The organism is Lactonifactor sp. BIOML-A5 (assembly GCF_009677585.1).
Taxonomy (GTDB): domain Bacteria; phylum Bacillota; class Clostridia; order Lachnospirales; family Lachnospiraceae; genus Lactonifactor.
Genome location: NZ_WKYV01000001.1, coordinates 315,434 through 335,603, shown reverse-complemented (window position 1 = coordinate 335,603; position 20,170 = coordinate 315,434). Strand labels below are relative to the sequence as shown.

Here is a 20,170-nt window from a genome sequence, read left to right as displayed (position 1 = left end):
ATGTTAAGTCAAAAGGTAACGATTAAAAACCCAACAGGATTACATTTGAGACCGGCTGGCATCCTTTGCAAGGAAGCAATGAAATTCAAATCCTTAATCACGTTCAGTTTCCGGAACAGCACAGCCAATGCAAAAAGTGTCCTCAGCGTTCTGGGAGCATGTGTAAAGTGCGGGGATGAGATAGAACTGGTTTGCGAGGGAGAAGATGAGGAAGAAGCTTTGAAAACACTCGTAGATGCCATAGAGGGCGGTCTGGGAGAATAGAGGCATTATGAAAAAGTACGGGCTGGAGAATTAGTCATCTTGACTAATTCTCCAGCCCGTACTTTTTTTGTGTTTAGAATTTGCTTTAGGTTCTTAATAGGCTGTTGGATAAAAATAGAAGAAGTTCCTCCTGGGAATGGGTGCCATAGAAGGAATCAAAAGCTCTCAGATCTTCCAGGGAATCAAACTCCTGGATGGTACCGGGCTGAAAAGGTTTCTGATACAATGTAAGGGAATCTAAATGCCTCATATAGATTTCCTCCCAATAAGCCTGGCGTATCTCCGGCAGATCGTATTCCTCTGTTAAATAGGAGATATATTTTCTCGAGAATTCTTGGTTTACATACACATGACCAAACATATACCAGGAATCAGTCCCACCTACTGTTACATGGATAATTCTGTTATTTTCATCTGCAGTCAGGCAGTACTCTGAAGTCTCCCCCTCTGCATAGAGACATGAGTAATAGGGCTGGTACTCGTACGGATGAAAGACATTCTCGGTAAAGTAATTATCAGAAGAGCAGATATAACTGCTTCCCAGATAATCTCTGACAGCATAAAGTGTAGAATTATTATTACGAGACTGATATTCCTTATTTTCCACAATAAATACGCCGAATTTTTCTTTCAAATAATAGAATAACTCTTTCTTGTGCCCCACAACAACATAGATATCTTGTATTCCAGCGTCCCGAAGCTGCCGTATCTGCCGCTCAATTAATACCTCTCCCTTAACTGGAAATAATGCTTTGGGGCAGACTTCAGATAGTGGGGCAAATCTGGATGAAAACCCTGCGGCCATTATGACAGCATTTTCAACTTTGTAAGGGGCCAGCCCGGAAAACTCCTTTTTTCTATATAATTCATTAAACGTTTCTTTTGTCAAGAGAACTTCCTCCTGTATCTGTATTATTGTAAATTTAGAACGGATTATCACCATGCATTGTAGAGGAAACCGCTGCGCTTGTCAAGTAATAAATTCAAAAATTGAACATTTAGCGGTTCTAAAAAACCTTGATAAAATAAGGCTTTTTTGTTACATTGCTTAATGAAAACTTAATAACTGCAAGACTGTTTCTTGGAGTGAATTGGTTGTATTTTGAAGAAAAAAGTGGTAAATTATATATATCTATTAATATAGTATTCCCTTATACTATAGGCTGCAGGATAAAAAGTACCCGATTTTTATCAGCGGTGTTAATAGAATTATTGCATGAGGAGGACGTATAAATGAAGAAAAGAAGAATGCGGCTGCTGGCGTTATTGCTGAGTGCAACGATGTTAGTACCCCCGGTACCGGTGGGAGCAACTGCAGGAGATGTACCTACAGAACTGGGTACACAGCAGAGTGACAATTACAAAACTGTATCGTATGCCGAGGGATGGAATCAGGCAGACAGCGGATGGATATGGGCAGTGAAAGAGGGAGACAAAGCGGCTCCTAAGTATTTGTTTAAACTGGAGGCAAGTGACAGCGACAAACCTGACGTGCTTGATCAGTGGAATGTTTATGAGTATCAGGAGGGTCAGCCATCCGGCGAGAAGCTTCCTGAACTGCCCGCAGAATTTCAGGGATATGTAGCAATCGGCTTTGAGAAAGAGGGAGAGGTTTCAAAACCGGTATATTACTTTGTAACACCGGACGGTAAAATTGCCTGCAATACCTGGGTTAAGACACAGAACGCAGATGAAAAAGCAATTTACTGCTACTTTGGAGCGGATGGAAAACAGGAGACTGGAAAAGTTGGTTTTCAGACGGAGATTTCCTATGATGATGGAACCGGTCCGGCAACACTGAAAAACGTATTTGTGAATGATGACTTTACTCTTGCCACAGATGCCTGGAAAGAGATCGAAGGAAAGAAGCTATATTTTAATAAGGATGGTATCTTAGAAAAACGCTTCGGGATTCAGACGATTGGCGAAGATAAGTATTACTTAGATGAAGATGGTACACCTATACAGACGAAGCCGGAAGGCGAGCTGATTGATGGTGTTAAGTACATAACGGATGAGACGGGGAAGGTTATTAAGGAATATGTGCCCGATAAACCTAAATGGATAAAGAATTCTAGAGGATGGTGGTATCGGTATGAAGATGGCGGTTTTCCTGCTGACGAATGGATTGAAATAGATGGAGTAATGTATGCCTTCGATAAGGAGGGATACATGAGAACAGGATGGTATATTGAATCGGGAACATGGTACTATTTAAAGAGCAGTGGAGCAAAAGCGACAGGATGGGTATATGTTAGTGGTAAGTGGTATTATATGGATGACGAGGGAAAAATGCTTACTAACTGGCTTCTGTTGGGAAATACATGGTACTACCTAGACAATAGCGGAGCCATGAAGACAAATTGGCAGCTTATCGGAGGAAAATGGTATTATTTTGATGGCAGTGGAGCCATGAAGACTGGTTGGCAGTGGATTGGGCGAAAATGGTATTACATGAATAATAGTGGAGCCATGATGACTGACTGGCAGAAAATTGATGGTGACTGGTACTATATGGATAATAGTGGAGCCATGAAAACCGGTTGGCAGTTTATACGCAGTAAATGGTATTACATGGACAATAAAGGAGTAATGAAAACTGGTTGGCAGATAGTTGGTGGTAAATGGTATTATATGGACAGTAGTGGTGCTATGAAGACCGGTTGGATTAAACCAGGTAGCGTCTGGTATTATCTTTATAGTAATGGTGCAATGGCTGCAAACACTTGGGTGGGTGAATATTATGTGGATGGTAATGGTGTTATGGCCACAAATCGCTGGATTGGCAGCTATTTCGTCGATGAGAATGGGAAAAAGGTAACAGGATATGGAACTGTTAATTCGACATATCAAACACAGGGAAGCTGGGTATATAACGGCAACAGATGGCAGTTTAGAAGGCCAGATGGAACCTTGATTAAAGATGCATGGGTTCGAGATAATAAAAAATGGTATTATATGGATGCTGCAGGCTATATGTTGACAGGCTGGAACTATGTTGGAAGTTATAAGTTTTATTTTAATAATAGCGGAGCTATGGTTCAGGATGTCCGCAGTATGGTAAAAGGCCCTTATATGGCAAAAGTTAACAGGCAGAAATGCTGTATTACAATCTATGCACAAGATGGAGGTGCAGGATATACCATACCAGTAGTTTCGTTTGTGTGTTCTGTTGGATTGTCTGCAACTCCTACCCCTACAGGAACTTTCTATACGAGCCAAAAGATGCGTTGGGGAACCCTTATGGGTCCGTCTTACGGACAATACTGTACAAGAATTGTAGGGGGAATTCTCTTCCATTCAGTTGCTGGATATAATACAACAAGCTATAACCTGCCGGCAGCAGAGTATAACAGATTAGGATCACCAGCGTCTCACGGCTGTGTACGTATGACGGTCAGAGATGCAAAATGGATTTATGATAATTGTCCATTAAAGATGAAGGTACAAATTTATGACTCCAGTTCACCAGGACCTTTTGACAAACCTGTAGCACAAAAAATACCAGGTTCACAGAATTGGGATCCTACTGATCCGGCAATCTAATACGATAAAAAAGACAGCTATAGGCTGTCTTTTTTATTGACAAAGTTCTGTTCATTAGATATAATCACAATAGTTCAAACAATGAACTATTGACAAAGGAGGCTTATTTTGAACAAATATTATAGTATTCTTTATCATATTAATAAATTAGGTTATCTAACTCAAAGAGCTTTAGCCAAAGCTTGCAGCATGTCGGTTGGTAATATTAATGCCTCTTTAAAGGAATTAGTCCGGGAAGAGTATTTGATCGAAAAGGATAAAGTTTATGGTCTTACGGAAAAAGGAAGAAGGTTTCTTGAGGACAGTCTTGAAAATAAGCAGATAGAAAAGCTGAAATTAGACTCTGGCGAAAAAGGAACTCCTGTAAAAACTGCTGTAATTTTAGCCGCTGGTATAAATCTGTGCTTTACAAAGCCAATCGGACTTCTCACCATTGACGGACTGCCAGTTATTGAACTGATCATGAGAAATCTGTCTCTGCATGGAATAGAGAATTATTATATTGTTGCTGGATATCAGAAAGATGAGTATAGAAATTACTTTAAAAACCGCAGGAATGTCCATTTGGTAGTAAACGACAGGTATAAATGGACCGGAACTATGGCATCACTGAGTACGGTGAAAGAATTCATAAAAGAGGATTTTCTTTTGGTAGATGCCAATCAGATATTTGAGGAGACTGCTATCTCCAAATTACTGGAATGTCCTGACAGAAATTGTGTTCTTCTTACAAATCCCAGCGATTCTAATGATGAGGCGTATGTAGAACTAAATCCGGACAATACGATATTTAGAATCTCAAAAGATATCAAGCAGATGAATCATATTGATGCCGAGTTGGTAGGCGTCAGTAAGATATCGTATGCTTTATTTGAAAAGATGCTGGAGTACTTCAAGGATAATCAGAACCCTTTGCTGAACTATGAATATGTTCTTGAGAATATTGGCCGCATTTATCAGATTACAGGGGTGATGGCTGATGATATGGCATGGACTGTAATCGAAAACGACCAGCTTTACCGTAAGGCAGAGAAATTAGTGTACCCCAGAATTAAAAAGAGAGAAAGGCTTCGAAAAGAAAACCATGCCAGAGAAACATTAAAAGTGTGTATGTCTGTAAAGGATGAGGATATAGAGGAATGCAGCATAGGCGGAGGTATGACCAATACCAACTTTTTTGTGAAAGTGCAGGGCAAACGTTATATTCTGCGAATGCCTGGTGCTGGGACAGATGTAATGATTGACAGAAAGAGTGAGCAGCATAATGCGGCCTTAGCATCAGCTCTGGGAATTAATCCTCCTACGGTGTACTGTAATGTGGAAACTGGAATTAAGATTACAGAATGCATCCCACAGGCAGAAACGCTAAATGGAAAGACGGCACGATTAGAGATGAATATGAAGAAAACTACGGCTATTCTGAGAGAACTTCATGAATCACATATAAAGATGTATGGCACTTTTAGTGTGAAAGAAGAATATGAAAAATATAAGAAACAAATCCATGAAGCAAACGGAGTCTATTATGATGGGTTTGAGGCTGTGGATAAATTTTTCTATGAACTTTTGGAGCGGCTGGAAAAACTTGGTACAGTGCTGAAACCCTGCCATAACGATTTGGTAGCAGAAAACTTTATTAAGGATAAAAATGGGAAAATGTACCTTATTGACTGGGAATACGCTGGATATAATGACCCTATGTGGGATTTGGCAGCCCACTTGGCGGAGTGTGATTTTAAACCACTGGAAGAGGAGCTCTTTCTGGAGCATTATTTCCAAAAACAGCCGGATGAAATTTCAAAGGAAAAGATCGCTATTTTTAAAATATGTCAGGATGTATTGTGGAGTGCCTGGACTATATTAAAGGAGGCCCGGGGAGAGGATTTCGGCTCCTATGGCATAGACCGGATGAAACGGGCGATACAGAAGAAAAAGCAGTATGTTTTAACATATTAAGGAGTAGGAAGCAAAACAGAGAATTCTCATGGAACAAGAGGGCTGCAGCAGTCAGGCTGCGGCCTTTTTATGGGTATGACGGGCATGCCGTCAGTCTGTGGTGAAAGTCCACAAGGGGCGAAGTTGCCGACGAACCCCAAAGCGACTCCCAAGGTTTACGCCGTGAGGTGTGGGCGAGAAGAAGGGATAGCGTAAACGTAGCCTGACGAACAGAAATCTGATATAAGGCACACATGGCGGTTAAGCTGGCCCAAGACAGCGAAGTCCAAAAGGCAACCGTAACCCATGTGCGTAAATCGGGCAAGTAGACGAGCAGGAAGGGCGAAACGGAAATGGGCGGATACTGCGCTACCTAGGGCGAATCCATGAAAATGGAAAGGAGAAAGCACACAAAACAATGTCAGAACCGTTGGAAAAGATACTATCTAAAGACAACCTAAACGCTGCTTACAAGAGAGTCTGCGCCAATAAAGGGGCAGGCAGGGGAGACGATGTGACGGTTGATATACTGATGATACAATGGTGTTCACAAAAAGTGAAATGGCAGTCAACAGAGTAATAAAATCCATAACAAATTGGATAGAAAGAAAACTGTTTTTAAAAGTGAATGCATCAAAAACCAAAGTAGTCAGACTGACAAGGTGTGAATACCTTGGATTCACATTTTTAAAGAATGGTGGGGGCTGGAAAGTCAAACTAACCACAAAATAGGAATGATGAAACATTTCTCTACTCTATTCTTGCGGCATACCGAAAAATATCATATAATAGAAAAGAATCTGCGTATGAGGTGAAGAGAATGAGATTAAAAAAAAGAATATTTGGTGCAATAACAGTCTGTACGGTATCGGCTGCAATTGTGTTTGGCAATATATGCCCGGTTCAGGTATGGGCAACGGAAACAGCTACTGCGGGCAATGAGACGGGTGTGCCTGCTGGGGAACAGCCGGAAGAGAGCCGTGAAGGCACATCTGCAGCAGTACCTCCTGCACCGGCAGATCCATCTGTTGTGACTACTAATGGGATTGCTGGCTGGCCCCAGGCTATGGATATTGCAGAGGAAACAGGAATACTGATGGATGCCTCTTCAGGCACTGTATTATTCAATAAATCAATGGATGAAAGAATGTATCCTGCAAGTACTACTAAAATAATGACTGCTTTGCTGGCTCTAGAGAACAGCAGCTTGGATGAGCAGGTAACATTTACGGAAACCGGGGTGAAGGATGCTTATCCGGGGAGCAGTAATATCGGCATGCAGGTGGGAGAGGTTCTCACTATGGAACAATGTCTCTATGCAATGATGTTGAAATCAGCCAATGAGGTAACAACTCAGGTGGCTGAATATGTAGGCGGAAGTGTAGAGAATTTTGTGAATATGATGAATCAAAAGGCAGCAGATTTGGGCTGTACAGGAACCCATTTTAATAATGCCAATGGTCTTCCCGATGACAGCCACTATACCACCGCTCATGATTTGGCATTGATTGGTCAGGCTGCCATTCAGAATGAAACCTTCAGAAAGATACTTGGAACAGTCGTTTATACAATAGAGCCTACAAATAAAAATCCTAAGGCAAGGACATTTGACAATCATCATGCTATGATTCATGAAGGCGACTGGTACTATGAGGGATGTCTGGGCGGGAAAACTGGTTATACAGACGCAGCCCAAAGTACTCTGGTAACATTTGCGGAGAGAAATAATCTTCTCTTGGTATGTGTTCTGATGAAAGGGGATGGGACCCAGATTGTCAAGGATACAAAGACAGTTTTGGACTATGGATTTGATAATTTCAAGGTTTTGGAATTCACAGCAAAGGGTGAGGTGATTCAGGGAGGACAAGGGATTATTCCTGCCGGGATGGAGGAATCTGAATTGGAGGTTCTTGAGGATGTACAGCAGGATAAGGTACTGACCACCTATATGTGCAGTGAATACCCGGTTGGAAGTGTGACCGTGACCAGAGAATCCTATGATCAGGTGAAAGTACAGGAAGAACAGGAGGCTCTTGAGAAAGAACAACAAGAGGAACAGAAGAGAATACAGAAGGAGCAAAATAAAAAGAAAGAACATACGCAAAATACAATGAAGTTGATAATACTGGTTCTGTGCGGATTAATAGTATTTACGGTTCTTCTGGTGGTTATTCGGCTGATTCTGAACAGAAAGAAATAAAAAAAGCGAAGCATTGCTTCGCTTTTTTTTATTCCGCCGGATACTCCGGCACTCGATTTCTATACAAAACTTCTTCCCCGGCGGTATTTTTGATCGTCATTTTGTGGAAAATTTCTTTTGTGCGCTTATCAACTGCTTCCCGTGTATCCCCGGTTAAATAATACCGAGCCACATAGGGGCGGGGGGTTTCTGAGGATATGCGTTCTCCTTCCTTGTAGAAAAGGATAGAATTCTCAATATCTTCTTCCTTGGAGAGACTGACAGCCTCACTTTCATCCATGATGTCAGTTTCCCTTCCATGAAAATATAAGACAGCACTGCAGCGGGAGAACCAGGGGGAGTGTGCAGACAAGTCTCTTCTAAGAGAAGTTTCGTCATAGACATAGTCTAAGAGAAGCTTTTCTATGGATAGACCACTGCTGTATTCTACTAATTCATGCTCATAGCCGAAAAAACGTCCGGCGATCTCACAGACCTGAACCGGCTCACCAGGTTTCCAGAAAAACTGCATAGAGAGAGCCCCCTCTTTTTGCTGAGTATAGGACGCAACCTTTTGAAGGATGGAGCTCGCTTCTGCATATACATCTTCCATTAAGCGGGATGGATATACGTTACGGGTGCTGATTGGAATTCTGCCGGGCGCTATCTCTGTTTTTTCCCGGTCAGCAATACTGATTACATGTACTTTTCCATCCAATACCCAGGACATCATATTAAATTCGTAGCCTGGATTGTATTCTTCTATTAGAATTTCTTTGATTTCAGAGGTTTTACATATCTCATGGAAATACCGGCGGATTTCTTCTGGATGATTCAGTACGAAGATTCCCCGGGATCCATATTTGTCCACAGGTTTTGCTACCACAGGAAATTGTATATCCTCTAAATCCTGAATCTGGAAATCCGGTCTTAGGCTTCGGTAACTGGGAGTACTGATTTTTAGCTGTGTGAGCATATCTTTCATAATAATTTTATTTCGGTAATAATCCAGTTTATCAGGGGTTAGATAACATTTTAGTTCTGCTTTGGCAGCAATTTGTACCATACACTCAAAAAGACGATCAGAAAATGAAGTGATTATCCCGTCTATCTTTTCCCTTTTGCAGATATCTGCTATCTCATCTGTCTTTTCAACATTAATATGATACGCGCGATCTGCAATCGCTTTAGCGGGTCCATTCTCATTAGCATCGCATACGACGGTAAAAATGCCTCGTTCTTTAGCCATACGTGTAATAAGCACGAATTCAGTCAGGGATCCTAATATTAGCAGCCGATGTCTCATTTTTTTCTCTCCAAATCTTTGATTGCAGCATATAATCTGTCAGCCACTGCATCCATATCCTGAGGGTTATATCTTTGATCACAGGGAAGGGGAAGGATATTAGATGCATAGTCATATTCAACACTTTCAGCTGTTGCATGCTGAATTACGTTATTCCAATAGGTTGGAAGGTAAAGCTTACAGGATGCAGTTAATTTTCTGAGTTTTATGCCCTTGGGATAATAAAAGGGATAAGTAAAAGGTCCCCTGGGCATCTGAAAAGGCAGTGGATTCCTGTCCCCAAAATATTTATCCAGACGACGGTAGTTGATTTCCCGCCGTTCTATGACGCGCTCATAATCAATGCCTTTTAATAAGTTCTGAGTAAGACGGGACATTAACTTCGGAGACTCCTGCTGAAAAGAGGATGCATTGTCTAACATGGTGCTATAATAGGAAGCAGCATCTTTTTCGTATCGTCCCAGAAGATGTTCCATGCGGCTGCCGGACAGATCTTGGTGCAGGGGAAGTACTGGGGATGCGTCTGTAGACAGATAAGCGCCATCAGGGAGCCCAAAGAACTTTCGGCAGGAGTATATAGTATCTACTCCAGGAAGAGGGCGTTGGAAAAATGCATGGGTATGATCAACGATAATATGCTGGTATTTCTTCTTATAAAATAGAATAGTTTCATCTGTAAGCTGACCATAGTAATTCACCAGATAAAGATAAGTTCCGGACTCCAGGGAATCCGGCACCTGAGGTGTTAAATTACTGTCTATGTGATAATATTCTAAGTTTATTCCGGCATGTCTGCAGGACTTTATCACCGAATCACACAGAAAATAGGGAAGTAAAAGTTTTTTGCACCCCCTAAGCCGGCATAGGTACAGCAGGGCCGTCCTGCCCAGATTCAGGCGATACATGTCTTTATAGTATTCTTCCCCAGCCAGTTCTTCTAATTCAAGATATCCACCGATTTCCTTCATAGTACCATCATAATTCCTTCCTTCGCTCAATATAGTTAGGCATTTTTCTTGATTCATTAAGGATATTCATGAGATATTGTCCAATAACGCCGATCCCAAGCAAAGATAGTCCGGAATACGCTACCAGTAAAAGTACAAGAGTCGTAAAGCCTTCTACGGATACACCGTACACGAAGTATCGGACGAGATAGAAAATTCCCAGAAGTATACTTGCAAAAAAGCTGATGATCCCAATATCACGTACAATAATCAGGGGCAGTGCGGAATGAGTGGTAATATCATAAATCAAATCCCGCATTAGTCTCCGGAAGGTATAACCGCTCTTGCCGTACTTTCTCTCGTCGTGATGAACCGTAACATTGATAATCCGATTGGATGTCTGCACTAAAAGATTACCTATCTGAGGCAGTCTAACATTCATCTGCAGGATGGCATCTACAATAAATTTCCGCATCAGCCGAAAGCTGGTGATTTCCAGATTCGGATCTTTGTTAAGCATTTTAGAGGTTGCATACACAGACACGCGGGTACCGAGACGGCGGATAACATTATGCTTTCTTCCCTCATATTTTGCAATAATGACATCAACGTCAGAGCGTTCCTTAATCACAGCAGCCAGTTTCGGTATCTCTTCCGGGGGGTGCTGAAGATCATCATCCATAGTGATAACATAATCTCCTGTTGCGTATTGGAAACCACAAAGCAATGCGGGGTGCTGACCGAAATTCTTAGCCATCTGTATAATTTTAACCCGGGGATCTTTCTGGTGAAGCATCTGCATTTTTTCGTAGGAATTATCTCTGGAGCTGTCGTCTACCAGAATTAGTTCAAAGGGTTCTTTCATTGTTTCATCGAAAACTTTGCGGAGACGTCCGTAAAGCTCGTCCAGTGTATGCTCAGAATTATATACTGGTACAACGACCGAATATAAACTCATAATAGCCTCCTTTTTATATATCTTCATAAAGACATTTTAAAACATTATACGACTTTTTGGGGATGGGGTCAATGCCTTTTAGCTGTGCCGATAACACTGTAAGGTTGATGAATAAGCTAAAGAATGTTATAATTATAATAATATGCTGTGGTCAGCAGGGGGTAGGGGGCAGAATAGGTATACGGAGGATAATATGAAGAGGGTAAAAAAATATATTCTGCTACACTTGAATATCTTGCTGTTTTCTTTTACTAGCATTTTTTCTAAATTAGCTTCTATAGAGTATAATAAAAGCGGTCTTTATGGTTGGAAGCTGTATTTATATATCATGTTGATGCTGACTAACTGCTTTATTTATGCGATTGCCTGGCAAAAGGTGATAAAGAAATTTGACCTTACCACAGCGTATGCGAATAGGAGTGTGTATCTAATATGGTCACAAATATGGGCAGTGTTAATTTTTCATGAACAGCTTTCAGCAACTAATATATTGGGAATTGGTATAGTATTCATTGGAGTATTGGTGGTGCAGCGTTATGAATAAAATGTATATGTTACTTATGTTTGTCTGTACTTTTTTTTCAGCAATTTCTCAAGTACTTTTAAAACAAAGTGCTAATAGAACTTATAAGCACCCAGTTTTAGAGTATTTAAACTGGAGAGTATTAGTTGCGTATAGTATTTTTTTTACAGTATTACTTATAAACACATATGCGTATACACAAGTAGAAATGAAATATGGTCCAGTGATTGATGCTTTTACATATGTTTTTGTTTTATTATTATCTGTAGGGATATTAAAAGAAAAGGTTAGTAGGGGAAAGATGATAGGAAACATTATCATTGTATTAGGTATTATTATATATACATTACCATAAAAATATCCTGTGCTGCTCGTCTAATGGATGAAGAGAAGGCACAGGATTTCTGCTCTCTATTGCACACTTATGTTAAGTTGCGTAATTTATTTACTGTTATTTCCCAAGTGAAATTTGATTTTAATATTTTATACGTCTTTTCTGATGCCTTAATTCGAAGAAGAGGGTGTTCTGCTGCATAAACAAGAGCTTGATATATTGCTTGTGCAGATGTGTCTTGCAGGATAGTACCATATGTGTTATCAAGAATTAATTCCTTGGGCCAGCCGCCTTCAGAGACTATAATATAATTATGGCAGGCAACTGCTTCTAATATTGAAGTAGAAAAACCTTCTGAAACAGAAGGAAGGCAGAAAATATCAGATGATTTTAATAGGGAAATAATATCAGTAAATGTCAGGCGCCCTGTAATTTTTATGTTAGAAGAATTAAAGTTTCTTAAGGTATCTTCAAGTTCTCCTTCCCCTGCAATAAAAAGATAAAGATTTGGATGCGATGGGGCTAATTGTTCAAAAGCCTCTGCTAACTGAAGTACCCCTTTTTCGGGTATTAAGCGTCCAGTATAGGTAATTACCGTAGATTCTTCAGGTAGATTATATTTTTCACGAAAATCTATGGAACTGTCTGCCAGACAAGCTTCAATATGAGGAAGATCTATAGCATTATAGAGTTCTCCTTTTGCTTCTATATTAAAGTGCTGTAACCAGCGGCAACTTGCCTGAGAAACCCCATAAAATTCGTGACAAAATAGTTTTAGTACGCTAGTAAAACAATGTTCATAAATACTTCCTATGCGGTCAAATAAGGGATTGTCGACGGACAGGTGACCGGAACCATGATCAATAATGATAGTGTGAACATGTTTTGCTTTTCCTAATATAGCAGCATAAAGTGAGTGAACATAAAATCGGGCATTAATTATAATCATGTCAAAATGGATATTTTTTATGTGCCTGTGAAGCTGTAGGAACTTTTTTTGGGGCTTTATGATGGGGTATCGGCCGTTTAATAAGTTCCAGCAAGGTAGGCGGTAAACCGGAATGCCGTCCATAATTTCATAATCAGGCAGGTTATCTGTTTTGGATGTAATAACAATTACTGAATCACCGTTTTTAAGCAATTCTTTAGCTAAATGATAAGTATATCTTTCTATTCCGCCAATGTGAGGAAGATACTGTGCTGAAAATATGCAATAATGTTTAGGCATATTACTCCTTTCTACATTTTACCCGTAAGCAACCATTAATACTTGACATTGCCCCTGGATTTAATATTGGCCGGTAAAATAGCAAGCAATCGTATCCACAATATATTCCTTTGTATCCTGAGTTAGACCATAATACATAGGTAAACGCAAAAGACGTTCACTTTCTTTTGTGGTATATCGATCGATGCCGTGAAAACGGCCAAATTTTTGTCCGGCAGGGGATGAGTGTAAAGGTACATAATGGAATACACTTAGAATATTTTTTTTCTTAAGATAAGTAATAAGTTTGCTTCTAGTTTCTAAATCTGGTAATTTGATATAATACATATGTGCGTTGTGCTCAATACCCTCAGGGATAACAGGTTGCTCAAAATAACCTCTCTGAGCAAGTGGTTTTAACTTATCATTATAAAAACGAAAGGATGCCATTCGATCCTCCTGAATGGTTTTTACTGCCTCTAATTGAGCCCATAAATATGCTGCGTTTAAATCACTGGGAAGATAGGACGAACCATAGTCCATCCATGTGTACTTATCGATCTGACCTCTAAAAAATTTACTGCGATTAGTTCCTTTTTCCCGCAATATTTCAGCTTTTTCCTGTAAAGTATTATCCTGAAAAAGAATAGCACCGCCTTCTCCCATGCTTAGATTCTTGGTTTCGTGGAAGCTATAACATCCAAAGTCACCAATTGTACCTAATGGTCTCCCTTTATAGGTTGAGCCAAATCCTTGAGCAGCATCTTCAATCACTTTAAGATTGTGGTGTTTGGCTATATCCAATATGGTATCCATTTCGCAGGATACACCAGCATAGTGAACAGGAACTATTGCTTTAGTAGCGGGAGTAACGGCATCTTCAATTAATGTCTCATCAATATTTAATGTATCAGATCTGATATCTACGAAGACAATAGATGCGCCTCTCTGCACAAAAGCATCGGCTGTAGAGACAAAGGTGTAAGAAGGCATAATAACTTCATCTCCCTCTTTAATATCGGCTAAGAGAGCGGCCATTTCCAGGGCATGTGTACAGGAAGTGGTTAAAAAAACTTGATTAACATTAAATTCATTTTTGATCCATTCACTGCATTTTTTAGTAAAGGGTCCGTCGCCACAAAGTTTTTTGTTTTGTATTGCTTCCTTAATATAGTCTAATTCTGTCCCAACATGTGGTGGAATATTAAAATCTATCATAAAGGCCTCCTTATTTACTGAAACATTGTCAAAAATATATTTTTATAAGTTTGCAGAACCGTAATAAATAGAATAATTGCGTAAACATGAGTAATGATAGGGATTCTTTCTTCTTTAATAAAAAAATCAAGAATTCGTTTTACACCAGTGACAGCGAAGTACATCAAAGGAATAATCATAGGCATTACATATCGTCCCTGAGCCTGATAATCTGATGCATACGCATAGTATATTGTAAGGAAAACTGGTATTACCATAGCGATTGCAAGTATTATATTTAAAATGTTTGCTCTAATCCATTGCTTATTCTTAGTTGGCCGGAAAAGCTTGGGGAAACTAAAAATAACACCGACACCTCCTGCGGCAATCAGGTAGATATATCTGTCATATGTTCTGACTCCTAGATAGCGTTCCATGTATCCGAAACATCCTATGAAACTGAACTTTGTGGTTTCAATCCAACCGCCTTTGCTAAAGAGCATGTTTATGATAGAATACCCTCCGGATTTGTATGTAACTCTATTTGATGGCTTAAAAGCATCAACCGCATAAAGTTCGGAATATTTTCTGCTTGTAGCCATGCCTAAAATGTCACCATCATATATGATATAGCTTCGAATAAACCACCATCCTGCTAAAAGAAGGGCAATAAACGTGATAAGCAGTCCCTTCTTAATCATAAGCTGGCAATTATATTTTTTTTCTCCCATAAATAAAGTTGAAAAGACAAATAAGAGTATACTGCACAGTATATATCCATAAGCATTATAATAGGATAGAGAGCAGAGTGCAAGACCAATAGCCAGTCCTATACAACTTTTTTTATTCCAGTTGGTTTCAAGGCCAATTATCCACATATATATAATGATGGAAGTTGACGCAATAGCCATTGCGTCTGTATTTACGTAGGAGGCCAAGTAAGCCATTTGAGGAAGCAACGTTACCAACACAATAAATAATGGACGATAAGTCTTAGGGATTAGCTTTTTAGAAATCCTAATAGTAAAAAATCCAGTGATTACACCCCAAACAACACTAACGGTGCGTGCCGCAACTAGCAATGAAAAAAAGTCAGTGGTGAAAAAACTGACTATTTTCATAAAGGCAGCAGAGATTATATAGGATAAGATAGGGTTAAAAGCATAGGAAATCCCCCAGTTTTCATCTCTGATTTCCGGATCACCGCCGTGAGGTAGTGCCCCATGTTCATAAATATATTGAGGGATATCATACCTCATTTTTTCATCTGGGGCAGAGTTAAAAGGTTGATGGCAAGCCCACATAAAGTAGAATACAAAAAGGAATAATAAAAAGACAATTTCTATTCCATATGAAAGTTGCCGCCGCTGTTTAATTGACAAGCTTAATTTTAAATTCATAACTAGACTCCTTCAAAACATTTTACTTCAATAGTATATCACTTTTAAACAAAAAAAAATATTAAGATTAACAAAATAAGAAGAAACTTATAGATTGTATTTGAAACAAAAATATTGTATAATCATTAATCGTGGAGATGAACTCAAAAAGTTACGAAATAGGGGAAAATGAATGAATACTTTGAAGAAAAAGAATGTTTTAGTTATCATTCCAGCTTATAATGAGGAGAAGAATATTGTAAAAGTTGTAGAAAATCTGGTTCATGAGTATCCACAATATGATTATGTTGTAATTAATGATGGCTCTAAGGATTCTACTTCTAATATATGCCATGATAAGGGGTATCAGATAATTGACCTAGCAGTAAATTTAGGCCTGGCTGGTGCATTTCAAACAGGTCTAAAATATGCATATATGAAGGGATATGAACATGCGATACAATTTGATGCTGACGGACAGCACCTTGCTAATTACATTGAATCACTCTATAATAAGCAGAAAGAAGGATATGATATCGTAATTGGATCACGATTTACTACCAAAAGGAAGCCGAAGACATTTCGAATGTTGGGGAGTAGTATGATTTCGTTTGCGATGCGGGTGACGACCGGAAACAAAATAACGGATCCGACATCTGGAATGAGAATGTTTAACAAAAAGATGATTAGGGAATTTGCCCTTAATTTAAACTATGGTCCTGAACCGGATACTATCTCTTACTTATTAAAAAATGGTGCAACTATTGCAGAGGTACAGGTAGAGATGGAGGAGCGTATGGAAGGTCAAAGTTACCTTAGTTTGGGAAGATCTATTGTATATATGGTTAGGATGCTTACATCAATATTGATTATTCAGAATTTTAGAAAGCGTAACGGATAGACCAAAGAAAACAGATGAGAAAGGGAGAAAAATATGACAATTGGTTTTAGGACAATTTTAATTATCATATCTATACTGACGATGGTATATATGATTAGGAAAATTAGATATTCAAAGCTCCAAATTGAATATGCGATCTTTTGGATCGGATTTTCAGCTATGCTGATATTAATGAGCATATTCTCTAAGGCAGTTAGTTTTTTCACATATCTGTTAGGGATACAGTCGCCGGTAAATTTTGTTTTTTTATCTATTATATTTATACTGATTATCAAAGTCTTCTTTATGACGATCGAGTTATCACAGTTAGAAAACCGATTGAAGGAACTGACCCAAGAATTTTCCATTTCCGAAAAACTAAAAGAAGATAAAAAGGATAAGGATGAAGATTAAATAAGAGGTAGCCAACAGTCAGGCTACCCCTTATTTATTATACAGGACTTTTATAACTGAGGAAAATTCATGAAAAAGTAAATTTAATAATTTTTTAAGATGTTATGATTATACAAACATTCAAAGCTTAAAATGCCTAAATATAGTGGAAAATACTTATTCGTCAATCAGAATATTGGGTATGCTGAGAGAGCAGACACTTAGGGCAAAACATCAGGTGCTTGAGAATACGAATAGATTGTGTTATTATTAGTGGCAGAATAAAACTGGAGGGCAGGGTATGCAATATAATTACAGCAAACCTTATGACGAGGAGATCTTAGAGAGACTGCACGGAGTACAACTGCAAATTCTAGGCGATTTGGACAGGGTTTGCAGAAAATATGGGATAAAATATTTTGCTCTTTATGGTACAGCTATAGGTGCTGTAAGACATGGAGGGTTTATCCCTTGGGACGATGACATTGATGTTGGGATGTTAAGGGAAGACTACGATAAGTTTATAGATATATTCAATAAAGAATTAGATGGTGATTATGAGCTCATAACCCCATATAAAGATTCGGATTATACCTGCACCGTTACACACCTTCAAAAGAAGGGGACTAAATTTGTATCACAATTTTCCAGAAGAGCAAAGTATAATCTAGGAATATTTATAGACATTTTTCCATTGGATAAGGTGGCGCCTAATATAACAGGAAGAAGAAAACAAGCATTTATAACTACTTTTTTGGGCAGGCTGTTATTCTTATGTGGAACCCCTTACCCTAACATACCAATAAATGGTATGAAAGGCAAGTTAGCTGCCGCAATTTGTTTTCTGACACATTATGTTCTGAAGATATTTAGAATATCAGGCACTACAGTTTATAAAAGATTTGACAGAGCATCTAGAAAATACAATAAATGCAATTCAAAATTTGTGACATCCTTTGAATACTCAGGATCCATTAAAGATATGGTGCCGATCAGTGAGCTTTTTCCGTTGCGAGAAGTACCATTTGAAACCGGTACCGTATATCTTCCAGCTAATAATGATAAGTTTTTAAAAAGAATATATGGGGATTATATGAAGATACCTCCCAAATGTAAGCAGATAAATCATTGCCCATATTTGATACAATTCGAAGGAGAAAAACCGATTATTAATAAATGATGAGATTAATTATTTAATTGGTCTTTATAATAATGAAGAATATTTAGATTAAGGGTAGATAAACAGCAGGAGAGCATAATGCTAAAATTATTTACGTGTGTACTGTGGCTAGTTATAGTTCCTGGATGTATTGGACTTGGCTGCAACCGATACTTTAATAAAAAAGAAAATTGGATTTTATTACTTCTTGGTGGCTATCTGGTAATATGGGGAAGCTTTGAAATTCTAATACTACCAATGATTTATTTTAGAATAAGCTTGCATGTGGCAGTGTATATTTTTATGGTTCTTTATTTAATAAGTGCCGCAGTTGGCTTATGCATTAATTACAAGTTCTTTGCAGGATGGAGAGAAAGCTTAGCTAAAAGCTTAAAAGGGGTTCATTGGACGTTTTGGGCGGCAATCGTTATTATAATATTACAGACTTATGTGAGTGTCAGATATATGCATTTAGATCAGGATGATGCTTTTTATGTTGCCACAGCAAGTACAGCTGTGCATACGGATACTCTTATGGAAGTAGATCCATATATGGGGTTTAAATATGAGGTGTTGCCAAGTAGATACGTGTTATCTCCTTTTCCGGTTTTCACAGCAGTATGGAGTTCTCTAATTCAAATTCATCCGACAATTTTAGCACATACTGTATTGCCTGGGGTGTTTATACCAATGGCTTATCTGGTATATTTTTTATTAGGTAAGAGGTTTTTTGCAAATAGTAAAAGGCAGCAGGGGACATTTTTACTTCTTTGTGCTATTATTCAAATGTTTTCTTATTATTCAGTATACACCTCGGGTAGTTTCCTACTTTTTAGAATATGGCAGGGAAAAGCTGTTTTAGTAAATGTTTTACTTCCTTTGGCTTTTTATTTTGCAATCAGAACAGTTAAAGATAATAGCAACAAGGCAGACTGGATTATGCTGTTTTTTATCTGTACTGCGTCTTGCCTGGTGTCATCTATGGGGATTATGTTGACTCCAATAATGATAGGAATATTTGTACTTATGTATGCAATTAAGCCATTTAGAAAAGAAATTGTGAGTAAGAGTATACTTTGCTGTTCAATTAATATAATATGTGCGCTGATATATTTATATATTCGCTAAGTTACGGGAAGGAAAAAATGAATACAGAGTTTATATTATTATGGCTGAAAATGTATCTGGGCAATGGTCTGCACTGGGTGGTATTTTTAGTCTCCATTTTTATATTAATTATTTACAAAAATAAAAGACCTGAAAATAAAATGTTTATTTTGTATACTGTTGTTTGGGGCATTCTATATGCATTTCCTTTGACTGCTTATGTAATTGCGTACTATCTGATAGGGGACAATGTGTACTGGAGAATGTTTTGGCTGCTTCCAAGTACAATTATAATAGCCTTTGCTGCAACTTTTCTGGCAGGCAGATTGAAAAAAGAATTGAAATATGGAATTGCAGTTTTAGGTATATGTCTTCTTATTATACTTACCGGAAATTGTATATATGGTAAGGGGCAATTTTCGAAACAGAGTAACAGGTTTAAAGTGCCGAATAAAGTAATTGCAGCATGTAATATTATAAGGGAGAATAGTACGGACGGTGAAATGATTAAAGCAGTAGGAGGATATGATTTTATATGCTATATGCGTCAATATGATGCTGGTATTTATCAACCATACGGCCGATATTCTCCTGGATATGATTTAGGTGAGATTATTTGGGATGAGTTTGAAAAGGAAGAAGCAGATATAACTGTATTAACCAATGCATGCATGAATTGTAGAACTAATTTTATTATCTATCCGTCAAATAAGGCAAAAGAACAAGAATTTATTGATAATAACTATAACCCTATTGGTAAGGTGGAAGAATATACAATTTATAAGTTCAACCAATATGTGCCAGAATAATAAAAGTGGGTAGAATCTTGATTATCATATCTCGATAGGCTATAATG

General features: G+C 38.4%; 19 protein-coding genes. 12 read left to right on the top strand and 7 right to left on the bottom strand.

Features of this window, described 5'->3' with window-relative positions; translation table 11 throughout:
* The gene (locus tag GKG41_RS01435; protein ID WP_072853720.1) at positions 1-264 is read left to right on the top strand and encodes an HPr family phosphocarrier protein; all 264 of its coding nucleotides are present in this window, start codon (positions 1-3) and stop codon (positions 262-264) included.
* Between the two features lie 85 nt (positions 265-349).
* Here GKG41_RS01435 and GKG41_RS01430 read toward each other — a convergent pair whose 3' ends face one another.
* The gene (locus GKG41_RS01430; protein ID WP_173015486.1) at positions 350-1,153 is read right to left on the bottom strand and encodes an NTP transferase domain-containing protein; all 804 of its coding nucleotides are present in this window, start codon (positions 1,151-1,153) and stop codon (positions 350-352) included.
* Positions 1,154-1,497: 344 nt separating this feature from the next.
* Here GKG41_RS01430 and GKG41_RS01425 point away from each other — a divergent pair, with 344 nt between their 5' ends.
* From GKG41_RS01425 to GKG41_RS23245, 5 genes are all read left to right on the top strand, one after another.
* Positions 1,498-3,810, top strand: a complete 2,313-nt coding sequence (locus GKG41_RS01425) for a L,D-transpeptidase family protein (RefSeq protein ID WP_154256505.1) — start codon at positions 1,498-1,500, stop codon at positions 3,808-3,810.
* A gap of 108 nt (positions 3,811-3,918) precedes the next feature.
* Complete coding sequence (locus GKG41_RS01420; protein ID WP_154256503.1) at positions 3,919-5,766, top strand: phosphocholine cytidylyltransferase/choline kinase family protein; 1,848 nt, start codon at positions 3,919-3,921, stop codon at positions 5,764-5,766.
* 397 nt (positions 5,767-6,163) lie between these two features.
* A complete protein-coding gene (locus tag GKG41_RS23065; RefSeq protein WP_226902965.1) occupies positions 6,164-6,325 on the top strand; it encodes a hypothetical protein in 162 nt (53 codons plus the stop codon).
* Complete coding sequence (locus tag GKG41_RS01415) at positions 6,286-6,477, top strand: hypothetical protein (protein ID WP_154256501.1); 192 nt, start codon at positions 6,286-6,288, stop codon at positions 6,475-6,477. The genes GKG41_RS23065 and GKG41_RS01415 overlap by 40 nt, the downstream gene beginning before the upstream one ends.
* Before the next feature lie 88 nt (positions 6,478-6,565).
* Positions 6,566-7,945, top strand: a complete 1,380-nt coding sequence (locus GKG41_RS23245; protein ID WP_226902951.1) for a serine hydrolase — start codon at positions 6,566-6,568, stop codon at positions 7,943-7,945.
* Between the two features lie 28 nt (positions 7,946-7,973).
* Here GKG41_RS23245 and GKG41_RS01405 read toward each other — a convergent pair whose 3' ends face one another.
* From GKG41_RS01405 to GKG41_RS01395, 3 genes are read right to left on the bottom strand one after another with little or no spacing between them, the layout of a single operon-like run.
* Positions 7,974-9,230: an ATP-grasp domain-containing protein gene (locus GKG41_RS01405; protein ID WP_154256499.1), complete on the bottom strand. Its 1,257-nt coding sequence runs from the start codon at positions 9,228-9,230 to the stop codon at positions 7,974-7,976.
* On the bottom strand, positions 9,227-10,198 hold the full coding sequence (locus GKG41_RS01400; RefSeq protein ID WP_154256497.1) for a hypothetical protein: 972 nt from the start codon (positions 10,196-10,198) through the stop codon (positions 9,227-9,229). Before GKG41_RS01400 ends, GKG41_RS01405 begins: the two co-directional genes overlap by 4 nt.
* 7 nt (positions 10,199-10,205) lie before the next feature.
* Positions 10,206-11,135 carry a glycosyltransferase family 2 protein gene (locus GKG41_RS01395; RefSeq protein ID WP_154256495.1) on the bottom strand — a complete coding sequence of 310 codons (930 nt, stop codon included), beginning with the start codon at positions 11,133-11,135 and terminating at the stop codon, positions 10,206-10,208.
* Positions 11,136-11,328: 193 nt separating this feature from the next.
* On the opposite strand from GKG41_RS01395, the gene GKG41_RS01390 reads away from it, so the two are divergent.
* Complete coding sequence (locus GKG41_RS01390) at positions 11,329-11,679, top strand: EamA family transporter (RefSeq protein ID WP_154256493.1); 351 nt, start codon at positions 11,329-11,331, stop codon at positions 11,677-11,679.
* On the top strand, positions 11,672-12,013 hold the full coding sequence (locus tag GKG41_RS01385) for an EamA family transporter (RefSeq protein WP_154256491.1): 342 nt from the start codon (positions 11,672-11,674) through the stop codon (positions 12,011-12,013). The genes GKG41_RS01390 and GKG41_RS01385 overlap by 8 nt, the downstream gene beginning before the upstream one ends.
* Positions 12,014-12,080: 67 nt before the next feature.
* Here the strand turns inward: GKG41_RS01385 and GKG41_RS01380 are convergent, their stop codons facing one another.
* The 3 genes from GKG41_RS01380 to GKG41_RS01370 are packed head-to-tail and all read right to left on the bottom strand — an operon-like array spanning position 12,081 to position 15,796.
* On the bottom strand, positions 12,081-13,220 hold the full coding sequence (locus GKG41_RS01380) for a glycosyltransferase family 4 protein (protein WP_154256489.1): 1,140 nt from the start codon (positions 13,218-13,220) through the stop codon (positions 12,081-12,083).
* A 60-nt stretch (positions 13,221-13,280) separates the two neighbouring features.
* Positions 13,281-14,417, bottom strand: coding sequence for a dTDP-4-amino-4,6-dideoxygalactose transaminase (gene rffA / locus GKG41_RS01375; protein WP_154256488.1), 1,137 nt, complete (start codon positions 14,415-14,417; stop codon positions 13,281-13,283).
* A 14-nt stretch (positions 14,418-14,431) separates the two neighbouring features.
* Entirely contained in the window at positions 14,432-15,796 is a 1,365-nt protein-coding gene (locus tag GKG41_RS01370; RefSeq protein WP_154256486.1) for a hypothetical protein, read from the bottom strand.
* A 172-nt stretch (positions 15,797-15,968) separates the two neighbouring features.
* On the opposite strand from GKG41_RS01370, the gene GKG41_RS01365 reads away from it, so the two are divergent.
* From GKG41_RS01365 to GKG41_RS01345, 4 genes are all read left to right on the top strand, one after another.
* Entirely contained in the window at positions 15,969-16,676 is a 708-nt protein-coding gene (locus GKG41_RS01365; protein ID WP_154256484.1) for a glycosyltransferase family 2 protein, read from the top strand.
* 673 nt (positions 16,677-17,349) lie between these two features.
* On the top strand, positions 17,350-18,228 hold the full coding sequence (locus GKG41_RS01355) for a LicD family protein (protein ID WP_154256480.1): 879 nt from the start codon (positions 17,350-17,352) through the stop codon (positions 18,226-18,228).
* A 78-nt stretch (positions 18,229-18,306) separates the two neighbouring features.
* Positions 18,307-19,335, top strand: coding sequence for a DUF6077 domain-containing protein (locus tag GKG41_RS01350; protein WP_154256478.1), 1,029 nt, complete (start codon positions 18,307-18,309; stop codon positions 19,333-19,335).
* 17 nt (positions 19,336-19,352) lie between these two features.
* A complete protein-coding gene (locus GKG41_RS01345; RefSeq protein WP_154256476.1) occupies positions 19,353-20,123 on the top strand; it encodes a hypothetical protein in 771 nt (256 codons plus the stop codon).
* Positions 20,124-20,170: the final 47 nt, after the last annotated feature.